Below are 15,349 nucleotides of genomic sequence, written 5' to 3'. Positions count from 1 at the left end.
CCGACAGGAAAGGCTGAGGCATGGACCCGCTGATCCTGTCGCGGATTCAATTCACCGCGAACATCTCGTTCCACATCCTTTTCCCGACCATTACGATCGCGCTTGGCTGGGTGCTGCTGTTCTTCAAGCTGCGCTTCAACCGCACGGGCAATGAGAAATGGATGGACGCCTATCGCTTCTGGGTGAAGGTCTTTGCGCTGTCCTTCGCGCTTGGCGTCGTTTCGGGCATCACCATGTCGTTCCAGTTCGGCACCAACTGGCCGGGCTTCATGGAAAGCGTTGGCTACATCGCCGGGCCGCTTCTGGCCTATGAGGTGCTGACGGCCTTCTTCCTTGATGCCGCCTTTTTGGGCATCATGCTCTTCGGCTTTCGCCGCGTGTCGGTCTGGCTGCACACGACCTCGACCTTTCTGGTGGCCTTCGGCACCACGCTGTCGGCCTTCTGGATCCTGGTCCTGAACAGCTGGATGCACGCGCCCGCAGGCAATCAGGTGATCGACGGCGTGGTCCACGCGACCGACTGGATGGCGATCATCTTCAACCCGTCGCTGCCCTACCGCCTGGCGCACATGCTGCTGGCCTCGGGGCTGACGGTGGCCTTCCTCATCGCGGGCATCTCGGCGCTGCGCTGGATCTGGGGCGACCGGGGGGCCGAGGTGCGGGCCACGCTGCGCTTTGGCGCGACGCTTGGCGCGGTGCTGATCCCGCTGCAGATCTACGCGGGCGACATGCACGGCCTGAACACGCTGGAACACCAGCCCGCCAAGGTCGCTGCGATGGGGGGCAACTGGGAGACGCAGGGCAACGTGCCGCTGGTCCTCTTCGCCCTGCCCGATCAGGAGGCGCGCGAGAACCGCATGGAGATCGCCATCCCCAACGTCGCGTCCCTCATCCTGACGCACAGCCTGGACGGCGAGGTGCCGGGCCTGAACGATTTCGTGGCCGCTGACGGCACCCCCGAACACCCGCCCGTGGCCCCGGTCTTCTTCAGCTTCCGGATCATGGTGGGCATGGGCATGGCGATGCTGGCGCTGTCCTGGTCAGCCCTGTGGTTCATGCGCCGCGGCCGCGGGGTCGAAGGCCTGCCGCGCCCCGGGATCTATGCGTTTGCCGCGATGGGCTTCTCAGGCTGGATTGCCACGCTTGCGGGCTGGTACGTGACCGAGATCGGGCGTCATCCCTGGCTGGTCACGGGCGTCCTGACCACCAAGGAGGCGGTCGGTCCGGTCACCGGCGGCATGGTCGCCTCCAGCCTCGTCGCCTACCTGCTGGTCTATGCGGTCCTGATGGCGGCCTATCTGGGCACGCTGACCTATCTGGCGCGCCGCGCCGCGCGCCACGACCCGCTGACCCCCGACCTGCCCAGCCCCGACGCGGGCGTGCGCGTCCTGCAACCTGCGGAGTAGATCATGCACCTCTTCGGTGATCCGTTCATCTGGCTGCCCTTCGTCTTTGCGGTGCTGATGGGCCTGTCCATCCTGATCTATGTCGTCCTCGACGGCTTCGACCTGGGGGTGGGCCTGCTGTTCCCCTTCGCAACCGCGGCCGAGCGCGACCGCATGGTCGCCTCGATCGGTCCCTTCTGAGACGCGAACGAGACCTGGCTGGTCCTGGCCATCGGCCTGCTGCTGGTGGCCTTTCCGGCGGCGCATGGGGTGATCCTCTCCGCGCTCTATCTGCCGGTGACGGTCATGCTGATCGGCCTGATCCTGCGCGGTATCGCGTTCGAGTTCCGCGCCAAGGCCCCGACCCGGCACCGCGCCGCGTGGAACCGGGCCTTCTTCGCGGGCAGCCTGGCCTCGACCCTGGCGCAGGGTTTCATACTGGGCATGTATGTCACGGGGCCTCGGGCCAGCTGGGCCAACATCGCCTTCCCGCTGCTGACGGTGGGGTTCAGCGTCATCGGCGCGACCTGGCTGATCGGCAAGGCCGAGGGCGTCCTGCAGGCCAAGGCGATCCTCTGGGCACGGCGCGGCATCTGGGGGCTGGTGGCGGGCATCGCCGCGATCTCAGCCGCATCGCCCCTGGTCAGCGCGCGCATCTGGGACAAATGGTTCAGCTGACCGGAGGTCGCGATCCTGGCCCCGCTGCCGATCCTCTCGGTGGTGCTGATCGTCACGCTGTGGCGTGTCCTGCACGCGCTGCCGATGCAGGACGACCGCATGGCCTGGACGCCCTTCGCGCTGACCACGGCGCTGTTCGTCCTGGCCTTCGGGGGGCTGGCCTACAGCTTCTACCCCTATGTCGTGCCCGAACAGATAACGATCTATGAGGCCGCCGCCGCGCCCGAGGCGCTGATCATCATCCTGGTGGGCGCGCTGATCGTCCTGCCGATCATCATCGCCTATTCGGTGCTGGCCTATACGGTCTTCCGCGGCAAGGCGACCGAACTGATCTATTACTGAAGGACAAGGGCGGGCCCCACGGCCCGCCCTCTCCCGTCACCCGTTGAACAGGAAATGCAGGACGTCGCCGTCCTTGACCTCGTAGGTCTTGCCCTCGACGCGCAGCTTGCCGGCCTCGCGCGCCCCGGCCTCGCCCTTGCCCGCGACGTAATCGTCATAGGCGATGGTTTCGGCCCGGATGAAGCCCTTCTCGAAATCGCCATGGATGACGCCCGCCGCCTGCGGGGCCAGCGTTCCCCTAGTGATGGTCCAGGCGCGCGCCTCCTTGGGGCCCACGGTGAAATAGGTCTGCAGGCCCAGCAGCGCATATCCGGCGCGGATCAGCCGGTCCAAACCAGGCTCCTCCAGCCCCATCTCCGAGAGGAACATCTCCGCCTCCTCGGCGTCCAGCTGGCTGATCTCCTCCTCGATCCGGGCCGAGATCACGACATGGCCCGCGCCCTGCGCCTCGGCCATCTCGCGGACCTTCTCGGACAGGGCGTTGCCGTTCGCGGCCTCGTCCTCGGCCACGTTGCAGACGAACAGCACGGGCTTGGCGGTCAGCAGTTGCAGCATGTCCCAGACCCGGCGGTCGTCATCGGCGACGGTCACGGTGCGGGCGGGCCGCCCCGCCTCCAGCGCGGCCAGCGCCTGACGCAGCAGCCGATCCTGATCCAGCGCGTCCTTGTCACCGCCCTTCAGCTTGCGCGACAGGTTGGCCAGACGGCGCTCGATCGATTCCATGTCGGCGATCATCAGCTCGGTCTCGATCACCTCGGCATCGGCCAGCGGATCGACACGGCCCTCGACATGGGTGATGTCGCCATCCTCGAAGCAGCGCAGCACATGGGCGATGGCGTCCGTCTCGCGGATATTGGCCAGGAACTGGTTGCCCAGGCCCTCGCCCTTGCTGGCGCCCTTCACCAGGCCCGCGATGTCCACGAAGGTGATGCGCGTCGGGATGATCTGCTTGCTGGCCGCGATGGCCGCCAGAGCATCCAGCCGCGGATCGGGCACCGCGACCTCGCCCACGTTCGGCTCGATCGTGCAGAACGGAAAGTTCGCCGCCTGCGCCGCAGCCGTCTTCGTCAGCGCGTTGAACAGCGTCGACTTGCCGACATTGGGCAAGCCCACGATCCCCATGCGAAAGCCCATGACAGCACCCTTTCCCGTCAGAATATCCCGCGCCTGTTACGCGCCCGGCGCGTCCAAGTCCAGCCTCGGCCCGCGCCCCCGCCCGGTGATTGCACACACCCCCCCATGCGGGTTAGGGATTGGCCCACGAAATGCAGGGGCGGACATGACCAGAATCGACGACAGGTTTGCGGCACTCAAGGCGCAGGGCAGGAAGGCCTTCGTGGCCTACATGATGGCATCCGACCCCGACGACGCCACCGCCCTGCAGATCATGCGCGGCCTGCCCGAGGCGGGCGTGGACATCATCGAGCTGGGCATGCCCTTCACCGATCCGATGGCCGATGGCGGCACGATCCAGGCCGCGGGCCAGCGCGCCTTGGCCCAGGGCGGCAGCGTGACGCGCACGCTGGAGATGGTGCGCGCCTTCCGCGAGGGGGACGCCACGACGCCCATCGTGCTGATGGGATACTACAACCCGATCTATGCGCGGCAGGGCGGCGTCGAGCGGTTCCTGACCGACGCGGTCGCGGCGGGGGTCGACGGGCTGATCGTCGTGGACCTGCCCCCCGAGGAGGATGCCGAGCTGTGCGTGCCCGCCACCGCCGCGGGGCTGAACTTCATCCGCCTAGCGACGCCCACCACCGATGACCGCCGCTTGCCCGCGGTCGTGGCGAACACCACGGGTTTCGTCTATTACGTCAGCGTCACCGGCATCACCGGCGCCGCCGCCGCCAATGCCGCCGACGTCGCCCCGGAGGTCGCCCGCATCCGCGCGGCCGCGGGGCTGCCGGTCATCGTGGGCTTCGGCATCTCGACGCCCGAGGCCGCGCAGGCCATCGCCTCGGTCGCCGATGGCTGCGTCGTGGGCAGTGCCATCGTCAAGTTGATCGGCGAGGGCCGCCCCGTCCCCGAGATCCTGGACTTCGTCCGCGACCTGGCCGCCGGGGCGCATCACGGGTGAGGCTGGCCTTCGACCATGCGGCCATCGCTGCCCGCAGCCTGGAGGAGGGCGCGGCCTGGCTGGCCGAACGCGGCCTGACCTTGGAACCGGGCGGCCGCCATCCGGGCATGGGCACGCATAACCGCCTGATGTCGCTTGGTCCGGGCGAGTATCTGGAGCTGATCGCCCCAGATCCCGAGGGCGATTTCCGCCCCTGCTGGTTCGGTCTGGACGGGTTCGACGGCCCGCCGCGCCTGGCGGGCTGGGTCATGCGCGCCGATCCGCTGGAGGCGCCTGCGGGCACGCGGACCGTGCAGGCCCGCCGGGGCGATCTGTCCTGGCGCATCACCCTGCCGCTGGCGGGGCAGATGCCGCGCGACGGCGCGCAGCCGATGCGGATCGATTGGGGCGGCGGGCCGCACCCGTCCGACCGGCTGCCCGACCGGGGCTGGCGGATGACGCGCCTGACGCTGCCGCTGGAACGGCTGGAGCTGGACGACCGCCGCCTGATGCTGACCGGGGCGGGCACGCCGATGAGCCTGACGCTGGCAACCCCTGACGGAGAGGTGACCCTATGATTCTGCGCGATGCGACCGCCGCCGATGTGCCCGCCATCGCGGCCATCTGGAACCCGATCGTGCGCGACACCGCCATCACCTTCTGGCCCGATGAGCGCAGCCATGACCAGATCGCGGCACTGATCGCGGAGCGGCAGGCGGCCGGACAGGCCTTCATCGTGGCGGCCGAAGACGATCACCTCTTGGGCTTTTCCACCTATTCCCAGTTTCGCGGCGGTGCGGGCTATGCGCGCAGCATGGAACACACGATCCACGCGGCTCCGGGGTCGCGGGGTCGCGGGGTCGGTCGGGCGATGCTGACAGCCGTCCAGGACCACGCCCGCCAGCGCGGCCACCGCATCCTGATCGGCGGGATCACCGCGTCGAACGACGGCTCGATCGCCTTCCACCGGGCAATGGGCTACGCCGAATGGGGCCGCATCCCGGCGGCGGGATGGAAATTTGGTCAGTTTCACGATCTTGTGCTGATGGGACGCGACCTTTCGATCTGAGAGGCGCGCCTTGGGGCAAAGCGCCCCTATCGCCGATGCTGTTTCGGCGCTAACCTTTGTCGCATGGATTGCTGCACCACGCCCGAGACCTGCACCGGACCCTGCCCCGCCCTGCCCAAGCCCCGCAGCTTCTGGCAGCGCATGGCCGACCGAATCGTGGCCTTTCTGTGGACCTCGCGCCCGGCCACGCCGGGCGAGCGGTCAGTGGCCTTCACCATCGCGGTCATCGCGCTTGGCGCGAAGCTGGCCAAGGTGGATGGCACCGTCGCCCGGTCCGAGGTCGCGGCCTTTCGCCGGGTCTTCATCATCCCCCGGTCCGAAGAGCGCAACGCCGCCCGCGTCTTCGATCTGGCGCGTCAGGACGTGGCGGGATTCGATGCCTGGGCGCGCAAGATCGCGTCGATGTTCCGCCCCGGCGATCCGGTCCTGCTGGACGTGATGGAGGGGCTATTCGTCATCGCGGTGGCCGACGGTGCGCTGCAACCCGCCGAGATCGCCTTTCTGGACGAGGTCGGGCGCATCTTCGGACTGGCGCCCCAGCAGATCGCCGCGATCCGGCGCCGCCACGACCGGGGCGCGGACTGTCCGCCCTGCGAGGTGCTGGGCGTGGCGCCCGACACCCCCCTGCCCGAGGTCAAGCGACGCTGGCGCCAGCTGCTGCGCGAGAACCATCCAGACCACGCCATCGGCCGCGGGCTGCCCCCCGAGGCGATCCGCCTGGCCGAGGCGCGCACGCGCCGCCTGAACGAGGCTTGGGAAAGCTACCGCCTGCGCCACGCGCAGAGCCTGCAGATGGGCGCCGCCTGAAGCGTCAGTGCGCAAAGTCGTCTGCGCAGACCGCCTGCAGCGCGGGATCGTCCTGCATGGCCGTCTGCCAGTCGCCCTGCGGCATGCGCATCCGCCCCCTCGCGCAGTCGAATTCCTGTCGCACGACCAAAGTGGGGCCGCGTCGCTCGACCAGTATGATCGGCGCATGGCGCAGACTGTCGCCCGACGGTTCGATCTGCGCGGGGTCCAGCGCGGCCAGACGGACCTCGACCGGACGCAGATAGGTCCAAGGCGCCCACGGCTGGCGGTCGGTTCCGACCATGAGGATCTGCGCTCCGTCAGGAAGCCGGTCGATCGCGCGACCCACCCAAGCGTAATCGTTCCAGACGGAATAGACGATCATCGACAGGCCGATGCCCGCCGGAAGCAGCCAGCGCGGCAGGATCAGCCCCAACTTGCGCGCAAGATGCAAGGAGGCAAACAATGCCGCGGCCATGCCGATCCCCACGGCAATCACGCCCAGCAGCTCAACCCCGATCCCGGTCATCGCATCCCGTCCTGTCATCCTGCATGAAAAGACCGCGCCCCGAACATCGGGGCGCGGCGCTGTCTGTGGTCAGTGAGCGACGGCGTTGCCTGCGCCACGCGGAACACGGATCGATTCGACCAGTTCCTGCACCTCGACCGGGGGTGCCTGCGTCGCGCGGGACACGATGAAGGCGACGGCGAAGTTGATGGCCGCACCGATCGTGCCGAAGGAGGCGGGCGAGATCCCCATGAACCAGTTCGCGGCATTGTCCTCGAACAGGTTGGTGCCTGCGACGAAGAAGAACCCTTTGTAGGCGAAGATGTAGAGGATCGTCGACAGCATTCCCGCGATCATGCCTGCGATGGCGCCCTGCTTGTTCACCCGCTTGGAGAAGATGCCCATCATCAGGACCGGGAAGATCGAGCTGGCCGCCAGACCGAAGGCCAGCGCCACTGTCTGCGCCGCGAAGCCCGGCGGATTGAGCCCCAGAAGCGTGGCCACGAGGATCGACACCGCCATCGAGATGCGGGCTGCCAGAAGCTCGTTCTTCTCGCTGATGCCGGGGTTGATCGCGCCCTTGATCAGGTCGTGGCTGACCGCACCCGAGATCGCCAGCAGCAGGCCCGCAGCCGTGGACAGCGCCGCTGCCAGACCGCCTGCGGCGACGATGGCAATGACCCAGCCCGGCAGGTTGGCGATTTCCGGGTTGGCCAGAACCATGATGTCATTGTTGACGGTGGTCAGTTCGTTGCCCTGCAGGTTGTTCGCGGCGACCTGTTCGGCCAGCGCGCCGGTGGGCTCGGCGCTGTCGTTGTAGTACTGGATCAGACCGTCGCCATTCTTGTCTTCCCAGGCCAGCAGGCCTGTCGCCTGCCACGTGCGCATCCATGCCTTGTCGGGATCGTTCTGGATCTGCTCCAGCGAGATCGCCGGCTGGCTGAAGGTCTGGCCCTGCTCGGCCCCCGGCCACATCGTCGCCGTCAGGTTGAAGCGCGACATCGAACCCACGGCCGGAGCGACCGTATAGAGCAGCGCGATGAAGACCAGCGCCCAGCCCGCCGACATGCGGGCGTCGGACACCTTGGGCACGGTGAAGAAGCGGATGATGACATGCGGCAGACCCGCCGTTCCGATCATCAGCGCCATGGTGAACAGCACCATGTCGAGGGTCGAGTTGTGGTGCCCGGTATAGGAGCGGAAGCCCAGATCGGTCACGACCTGGTCCAGCGTCGCCAGGAATTTGGCGTTGCTGCCATCCAGCGACGCGAAGAGGCCGGTCTGCGGCAGGACATGGCCCGTCAGTTGCAGCGCGATGAACACGGCCGGGATGGTATAGGCAATGATCAGGACGATGTACTGGGCCACCTGCGTGTAGGTGATGCCCTTCATCCCGCCTAGCACCGCATAGCAGAACACCAGCGCCGCGCCGATCCACAGACCGGTCGAGTTCGACACCTCGAGATAGCGCGAGAAGGTCACGCCCACGCCGGTCATCTGACCGATGACATAGGTGATCGAGATGATCAGCAGGCAGACGACGCCGATGATGCGCGCCGTCTTGGAATAGAAGCGGTCGCCGATGAATTCCGGCACGGTGAACTTGCCGAACTTGCGCAGATAGGGCGCAAGCAGCAGCGCCAGCAGCACATAGCCGCCGGTCCAGCCCATGAGATAGGTCGAGTTGTCATAGCCGGTGAAGGCGATCAGCCCGGCCATGGAGATGAAGCTTGCGGCCGACATCCAGTCGGCGGCGGTGGCCATGCCGTTCATGACGGGACCGACACCCCGGTTGGCGGCATAGAATTCGGCGGTGGACCCGGCGCGGGCCCAGAGCGCGATACCGATATACAGCGCGAAGGACGCGCCGATCACGATCAGGTTCAGTGTGAACTGGCTCATCTGCGGGTCCTCCTCACTCATCCACGCCGTATTCGCGGTCCAGCCGGTTCATTCGCAGCGCGTACCAGAAGATCAGCGCGATGAAGATCAGGATGGAGCCCTGCTGCGCGAACCAGAAACCCAGATCCGTGCCGCCGATGCCGATGCCCGCCAGAAGCGGCCGGAACAGGATCGCGGCCCCGTACGAGACCAGCGCCCAGATCACCAGGCAGACCCAGATGATCCGCAGGTTCGCCTTCCAATAGGCCATCGTTGAATATCTGTCCGTCATGTCCGTCGGTTCCTCCCAGTTGAGACATGTGCGCACGCGCCGTTGCGTCAGGCGACGATCCTGCACCCGGCGCTGGTGCGGATCCTTGGGGGGCGGGCCATCCTCCTCCGATAGCCCGCCCGGTCGAGAGAGGGCGCAAGGCGCGCGCTCACTCCCGGTTCATGCGGTTGGCGATCAGCTCGTCCACGACCTCGGGTTCGGCCAGGGTCGAGGTGTCGCCAAGGGTGGCATGGTCGTTCTCGGCGATCTTGCGCAGGATGCGGCGCATGATCTTGCCCGAGCGCGTCTTGGGCAGGCCCGGCGCCCATTGGATCAGGTCCGGCTTGGCGATGGGGCCGATCTCGGTGCGGACCCATTTCTCCAAGTCGGCACGAAGCTCCTCGGAGGGTTCGACCCCGTTCATCAGGGTGACATAGGCATAGATGCCCTGCCCCTTCATCGGGTGCGGATAGCCCACGACCGCGGCCTCGGCGACCTTCTCATGGGCGACCAGTGCCGATTCGACCTCGGCCGTGCCGAGGCGGTGGCCGCTGACGTTGATCACGTCATCGACGCGGCCGGTGATCCAGTAATAGCCGTCCTCGTCCCGGCGGCAGCCGTCCCCGGTGAAGTAGTATCCCGGATACTGCTGGAAATACGCCTCCTCGAAGCGCGCGTGATCGCCCCACAGCGTGCGCATCTGGCCGGGCCAGCTGTCGGCAATGCACAGCACCCCCTCGGCCGGGTCGCCCTGCTGCACCTCGGCCGTGGCCGCGTCCAGGATCACCGGGCGCACCCCGAAGAAGGGCAGCGTGGCCGATCCGGGCTTGGTCTCGATCGCGCCCGGCAGGGGCGTGATCAGATGGCCGCCGGTCTCGGTCTGCCACCAGGTGTCGACGATCGGGCAGCGCCCCTTGCCGACATGCTCGTTGTACCAGTTCCAGGCCTCGGGGTTGATCGGCTCTCCGACGGTGCCCAGAATGCGCAGCGAGGACAGGTCATGCGCCTCGACCGGCTCGGGGCCCTTGGCCATCAGCGCGCGGATCGCGGTGGGCGCGGTATAGAACTGGGTGACCTTGTGCTTGGCGCAGACCTCCCAGAAGCGGCCGGCATCGGGCCAGGTCGGCACACCCTCGAACATCACAGTGGTCGCGCCGTTGGCCAGCGGGCCATAGATGATGTAGCTGTGGCCGGTGACCCAGCCCACATCCGCCGTGCACCAGAAAACGTCTCCGTCGTGATAGTCGAACGTATACTGATGCGTCATCGCCGCATAGACCAGATAGCCGCCGGTCGTATGAACGACGCCCTTCGGCTTGCCGGTCGATCCGGAGGTGTAGAGGATGAAAAGCGGGTCCTCCGCGCCCATCGGGCGGGGCGGACAGTCGGGCGCGACCTGCTCCATCTGCGCCTTCACGTCGATGTCGCGTCCCTCGACCCAGGTGGTCTGGTCGCCGGTATGCTTGACCACCAGGCAGCGCACCTTGTCCGAACAATGCAGCAGCGCCGCGTCGGCGTTCGATTTCAGGTTCGTGCGCCGGCCGCCGCGCGGCGCAGTGTCGGCGGTGATCAGCACCTTGGCGCCGCAGTCGTTGATGCGGTTGGCCAGCGCGTCGGGCGAAAACCCCGCGAAGACGATGGAATGGATCGCCCCGATCCGCGCGCAGGCCAGCATCGCATAGGCGGCCTCGGGGATCATCGGCAGATAGACCACCACGCGGTCGCCGCGCATCACGCCCTGGCTCAGCAGGACGTTGGCAAAGCGGTTCACCTTCTCGGAGAGCTGGGCATAGGTGATGTACTGGGCGGGCGTCTTCGGATCGTCCGGCTCGAAGATGATCGCGGTCTGGTCGGCGCGGGTGGCCAGGTGGCGGTCGACGCAGTTGACCGAAGCGTTCAGCACCCCGTCCTCGAACCACTTGATGCTGACCTGACCCAGAGTGAAGTCGGTGTTCTTCACGCGGGTGTAGGGCGTGATCCAGTCCAGCCTGCGACCCTCGCGCGCCCAGAACGCCTCGGGATCGGCCAGCGATTCGTCATAGAGCCGCGCATAGTCGCCCGGTCCCGCATGGGCATTCTGCAGACCCGCAGGAATTGCGTGTTTCCGAATGTTTTCAGCGGTCATGACATCCCCCTTGTCATCGTCGTCGCCGAAGCGCCCGAACGGGGCGATCGGCCTTTGAGGGAATGTTAATCACATGCCGCGATTAAATTTAAGCCATTTTTTTATAACGATAATTTTGTAAATAAATTGACGGAGCCTTTGCGAATCCTGTCAACAATTGACAGGATGCGGCATGGGCCGGGACTTAGATCACCCGGCCCATGCGCATGACGCGGACGCTACTGCGGCCGGTCCATGCGCGCATAGACGCAGACCCGCCCGCGCAGGGCCTGCGCCCAGTTCAGCCTGATCTGCCGCCGGGCGGTCCCGAACTCGACCTGGACGGTGGGGCTGGCATCGACGCGGTCGCCGCCGGCGGTCAGCAGACTGGTCTCGGTCACCACCGACTGGACCGACTTGGCCCAGGCCTGGAACGGCAGCCCGGTCAGCGGCACCGAGGTCCAGCTGGACGAGACGCTGTTCTGGGTGATCTGGACCATCAGCGGGTTCGACACATAGGTGTTGATGCCGTTGAAGGTGTTCGCCTCGAACTGGATGTTGCGCATGTTGTTGTAGTTCAGGTCGGCAATCGAAGTGTCCACCCGGTCGATCCGCTCGACATTGGCGAACAGCGCCTTGAAGACGTTGCCGACGACGTTCAGCCCGTGGACGAAATGGCCGGTGCCATAGGGCTTGATGGTGATCCAGGTGAACCACGGCACGGTGTTCGAACACAGGAAGGTGTTGCCCGTCAGGGTCAGCCCGCCGAAGCTGAACTCGGACCCGGTGAAGTTCGGCACCGCGCTGTGCTCGTTCGTCCACTCGATCGAGGCGTTGTCGACGTAGTTGCCCGACACGGTGGTCTGCACGTTGGGCTGGGTCAGCACCAGCCCCGCATAGCGCAGCCCTTCGCCCGAGCCGTCGCCCTGGAACCAGTGGTTGCCGCTGATGATGTGACCGCCCCCGTTCGCGACCATGAAATGCGCGAAGCGGACGAAGCGGTTGTTGCGGATCTTGATGTCGTTGGCGTTCACGTTGATCGCCACCGTGGTCCGCTGCTGGGCGGGCAGGTCCATGTCGTTGGACAGGAACTGGCAGTTGTCGACCAGCAGGTCCTGGCAGCCGCGGCCGATCGACGTGATGCCCCGGTCCAGCGGGCGCGTGAAATAGCAGTCGCTGAACTGGATCATCTCGCCCTTGGGCGGCAGCATCACCCCGCTGGCGACCCGGTCGCAGCCGAAATCGACTTTGTGGAAGTTCAGGCGGCTCAACTCGCCCACCCCCGCGAAGTCCAGCAGATAGCGATAGCGCTCGAACGAGTAGACCCGCGTGCCCGCCCCGCCGTAGAGGGGCTGCGACAGACTCAGCGTGCCGTTCGCGACGTTTTTGCCGTTGACGTAGACCTCGCGGCGGACGCCGCTGCCCACGACGCGGCTGCCGATCTCGATGGCGGCGACGTTGGCCACGTTGCTCAGCATCATGGCCTGCGCGGGGTTGTAGGTCGCGCTGCTGCTGGTCCGCCCGGTGGTCCAGGCCGGGCCGGGCTTCGCCTGGATCGCGCCGTTCTGGATGACGCGGCGGTTCGAGAACCCCTCCAGCGAGGGCGCGGCCTGCGCCAGCAGGATCGGCTCGTCCAGATCGACGCGCCGGCCGCAGAGGTCCAGCGAGATGTGGTCGGTATAGCCCAGAAGCGCCTGCAGCGCCTTCTTCAGGCCAAGCGTCTCGTCGCCGAAGGCGTCCGCATAGGTGGGAAAATCGAAGCTGCGCAGGAAGGACACGCGCGTCGCGGCGGGCGTCACCAGGCGGCCCTGGAACCGGATGCGGCTGTTGATCGACAGATCGCCCGACACAAGGAAGGTCCCGGCCGGCACCACGATCGAGCGGCCCGCCGCCGCCTGATCGGCGGCCAGGAACGCCGCGCGGTCGTTCGTGACCCCATCGCCGCGCGCGCCGAAGTCGCGCACGTCCACCCAGTCCAGCAGCGACGGCACAAAGGCCGCCGTCACGTCGTCGATGCGGATCGATTCGATGCGGAACGCCCCGCCATTGGCCCCCACCAGGTCCAGGCCGAAATTGCCGAAGATCGGCACCGTGCCCCAGGGCATGTCCACGCCCGCACGGTTGCCGATGCCGACGATGGCGCTGACCTCGACCACCTCTCCGTAGTTGCGCAGCGCGACCGTCGTGCCGGTGGTGACCAGGCCCGGCACGGTGTTGCGCGACCCATCGCCCGCGCGCCCCGCGATGCGCACGCTGGCCAGCGCGCCCGCCACGATCTTGACCCGGGCCGAGACGCGCAGATAGACGCCGGGGATCATCGGCGTCTCGCCCATGAAGCGGATGCTGGTCGTAGTCTGCTGCTTGACGATCTCCAGGCAGGCGCCGAAATCCTGGTCCGCCGGGACCAGCGACGCGTTCGCCGCCTGATCCCAGGTGGGGCTGCCCGAACTGCCATCGGTGCGCGACCAGACGCCCAGGCCCGCCCTGAAGGCGGGCGGCGACAGCAGCAGCCCGTTGGTGATCGCAATGTTCATCGGTCATCCCTCCGTATCGGCATGAGAGGCCGGCCCCGCAAAGCCCGCCGTGATGCGGAAAGGAATAGTTGATGAAAGGTTAACGCCCCCTGAACCGGGCGCGCGCCGCAACGGCCCCCGGCGCAACGGCGCCGGGGGTCGCGCGCGTCAGCCCTGGGCCGCGGTCAGCTTGCCGTCCAGCGCATCCGCGATCAGTCCGCGGGTCTCATCCACGCCGTAAAGCGCGATGAAGCCGCCGAAGCGCGGCCCCTGATCGGCGCCCAGCAGCACCTGATAGAGGGCCGCGAACCAGTCGCGCAGCGGCTCGAAGCCGTGATCCTTGCCCACCGCAAAGACCATGGATTGCAGCGCCTCCGGGTCGGCGGGCTGATCCCACGCGGCCAGCCGGTCGGCCAGGTCCTGCATCGCGGCACGCTCCACATCCGTGGGCGCGCGGAAGGCGCGGGTGGGCGCCACGAAATCGGTGAAGTAGCGCAGCGCGAAGCCCGCCGCCTGGTCCAGGCCGGGATGGGTCTCGGGGCTGGCCTCCGGCGCATAGCGGCGGATGAAGCCCCAGAGCCCCTCCTTGCCGGTGGCGCCCGCGACAGACGCGAGGTTCAGCAGCATCTGGAACGGCACGACCATGTCGGAGGCCGGGACGTTGCCGCCATGGATGTGCCAGACCGGGTTCGCGGCCTGCTGTTCGGGCGTCTGGTCGGGGAAGGCGCGGAGCTGCTGGTGGTATTCGTCCACGGCCTTGGGGATCACGTCGAAATACATGCGCTTGGCCGTCTTGGGCTTCAGGTACATGAAGTAGGACAGGCTCTCTGTCGAGGCATAGGTCAGCCATTCGTCGATCGACAGGCCGTTGCCCTTGGACTTGCTGATCTTCTGGCCGTGCTGGTCCAGGAACAGCTCATAGGTGAAATGCTCGGGCTTGCGACCGCCCAAGATCTCGCAGATGCGGTCATAGATCGGCGTGTTGGTGCTGTGATCCTTGCCGTACATCTCGAAATCGACGTCCAGCGCGGCCCAACGGGCGCCGAAATCGGGCTTCCACTGCAGCTTCACATTGCCGCCGGTGACCGGCAGGGTGATCTCCTCGCCGTCCTCGTCGAAGGTGATCGTGCCGGCCTTGGCATCGACATGCTTGATGGGGACATAGAGCACGCGGCCCGTCTTGGGGCTGATCGGCAGGAAGCAGGAATAGGTCTGCTGACGCTCCTCGCGCAGGGATGCCAGCATGACCTCCATGATCTCGTCATACTTCTCGGCCGCGCGCAGCAGCACGGCGTCGAACTGGCCCGACCGGTAGAATTCCGTCGCGCTGACGAATTCGTAGTCGAAGCCGAACGTGTCCAGGAAACGGCGCAGCATGGCGTTGTTGTGATCGCCGAAGCTGTCGTACTCCTCGAACGGGTCGGGGACCGAGGTCAGCGGCAGCTGCAGGTGGCCCTTCAGCATGTCCTGGTTCGGGACGTTCTCGGGCACCTTGCGCATGCCGTCCAGGTCGTCCGAGAAGCAGATCAGCCGGGTCGGGATGTCGCTGATCTCCTGGAAGGCCCGGCGGATCATCGTGGTGCGGGCCACCTCGCCGAAGGTGCCGATATGGGGCAGGCCCGAGGGGCCATAGCCCGTCTCGAACAGCACGTATCCCTTTTCCGGCGGCGCCTTCTCATAGCGTTTGAGCACCCGGCGTGCCTCTTCGAACGGCCAGGCCTTCGAGGTCATCGCGGCATCGCGCAGGGTGGTCATG

12 protein-coding genes and 1 pseudogene are annotated in these 15,349 nt (G+C 66.9%); 6 read left to right on the top strand and 7 right to left on the bottom strand.

Annotated features, from left to right (window positions below; translation table 11 throughout):
- Nucleotides 1-20 precede the first annotated feature (20 nt).
- Together AC2SGK_RS03845 and AC2SGK_RS03840 are read left to right on the top strand one after the other, a co-directional pair.
- The gene (locus tag AC2SGK_RS03845) at nucleotides 21-1,406 is read left to right on the top strand and encodes a cytochrome ubiquinol oxidase subunit I (protein ID WP_488322269.1); all 1,386 of its coding nucleotides are present in this window, start codon (nucleotides 21-23) and stop codon (nucleotides 1,404-1,406) included.
- Nucleotides 1,407-1,409: 3 nt separating this feature from the next.
- A pseudogene (locus AC2SGK_RS03840) lies at nucleotides 1,410-2,405 on the top strand (cytochrome d ubiquinol oxidase subunit II).
- Between the two features lie 36 nt (nucleotides 2,406-2,441).
- Here the strand turns inward: AC2SGK_RS03840 and ychF are convergent.
- The gene (ychF, locus tag AC2SGK_RS03835) at nucleotides 2,442-3,539 is read right to left on the bottom strand and encodes a redox-regulated ATPase YchF (protein WP_488322268.1); all 1,098 of its coding nucleotides are present in this window, start codon (nucleotides 3,537-3,539) and stop codon (nucleotides 2,442-2,444) included.
- 145 nt (nucleotides 3,540-3,684) lie between these two features.
- Here ychF and trpA point away from each other — a divergent pair, with 145 nt between their 5' ends.
- The 4 genes from trpA (at nucleotide 3,685) to AC2SGK_RS03815 (ending at nucleotide 6,337) form a co-directional block, all read left to right on the top strand.
- Nucleotides 3,685-4,482, top strand: a complete 798-nt coding sequence (gene trpA, locus AC2SGK_RS03830) for a tryptophan synthase subunit alpha (RefSeq protein ID WP_488322267.1) — start codon at nucleotides 3,685-3,687, stop codon at nucleotides 4,480-4,482.
- Complete coding sequence (locus AC2SGK_RS03825) at nucleotides 4,479-5,039, top strand: VOC family protein (RefSeq protein WP_488322266.1); 561 nt, start codon at nucleotides 4,479-4,481, stop codon at nucleotides 5,037-5,039. The genes trpA and AC2SGK_RS03825 overlap by 4 nt, the downstream gene beginning before the upstream one ends.
- Nucleotides 5,036-5,530 (top strand): GNAT family N-acetyltransferase, encoded by a 495-nt coding sequence (locus AC2SGK_RS03820; protein WP_488322265.1) that lies wholly within the window; start codon nucleotides 5,036-5,038, stop codon nucleotides 5,528-5,530. The genes AC2SGK_RS03825 and AC2SGK_RS03820 overlap by 4 nt, the downstream gene beginning before the upstream one ends.
- A gap of 63 nt (nucleotides 5,531-5,593) precedes the next feature.
- Nucleotides 5,594-6,337, top strand: coding sequence for a TerB family tellurite resistance protein (locus AC2SGK_RS03815; protein WP_488322264.1), 744 nt, complete (start codon nucleotides 5,594-5,596; stop codon nucleotides 6,335-6,337).
- 4 nt (nucleotides 6,338-6,341) lie between these two features.
- Here the strand turns inward: AC2SGK_RS03815 and AC2SGK_RS03810 are convergent, their stop codons facing one another.
- The 6 genes from AC2SGK_RS03810 to AC2SGK_RS03785 form a co-directional block, all read right to left on the bottom strand.
- Nucleotides 6,342-6,863, bottom strand: a complete 522-nt coding sequence (locus tag AC2SGK_RS03810) for a hypothetical protein (RefSeq protein ID WP_488322263.1) — start codon at nucleotides 6,861-6,863, stop codon at nucleotides 6,342-6,344.
- Nucleotides 6,864-6,914: 51 nt separating this feature from the next.
- Entirely contained in the window at nucleotides 6,915-8,726 is a 1,812-nt protein-coding gene (locus tag AC2SGK_RS03805) for a sodium:solute symporter family protein (RefSeq protein WP_488322262.1), read from the bottom strand.
- A gap of 13 nt (nucleotides 8,727-8,739) precedes the next feature.
- Nucleotides 8,740-8,997, bottom strand: coding sequence for a DUF4212 domain-containing protein (locus tag AC2SGK_RS03800; RefSeq protein ID WP_488322261.1), 258 nt, complete (start codon nucleotides 8,995-8,997; stop codon nucleotides 8,740-8,742).
- A gap of 148 nt (nucleotides 8,998-9,145) precedes the next feature.
- A complete protein-coding gene (gene acs / locus AC2SGK_RS03795; protein WP_488322260.1) occupies nucleotides 9,146-11,101 on the bottom strand; it encodes an acetate--CoA ligase in 1,956 nt (651 codons plus the stop codon).
- Between the two features lie 218 nt (nucleotides 11,102-11,319).
- Nucleotides 11,320-13,614: a glycosyl hydrolase family 28-related protein gene (locus tag AC2SGK_RS03790; protein ID WP_488322259.1), complete on the bottom strand. Its 2,295-nt coding sequence runs from the start codon at nucleotides 13,612-13,614 to the stop codon at nucleotides 11,320-11,322.
- A gap of 147 nt (nucleotides 13,615-13,761) precedes the next feature.
- Nucleotides 13,762-15,348: a lysine--tRNA ligase gene (locus AC2SGK_RS03785; protein WP_488322258.1), complete on the bottom strand. Its 1,587-nt coding sequence runs from the start codon at nucleotides 15,346-15,348 to the stop codon at nucleotides 13,762-13,764.
- Between the last annotated feature and the right edge of the window lies 1 nt (nucleotide 15,349).

The sequence above is a fragment of the Paracoccus sp. NIOT.M2S5SZ12 genome, assembly GCF_057748165.1.
Note: the sequence above shows the minus strand (reverse complement) of the source record. Positions and strands in the feature narration are given on the sequence as shown.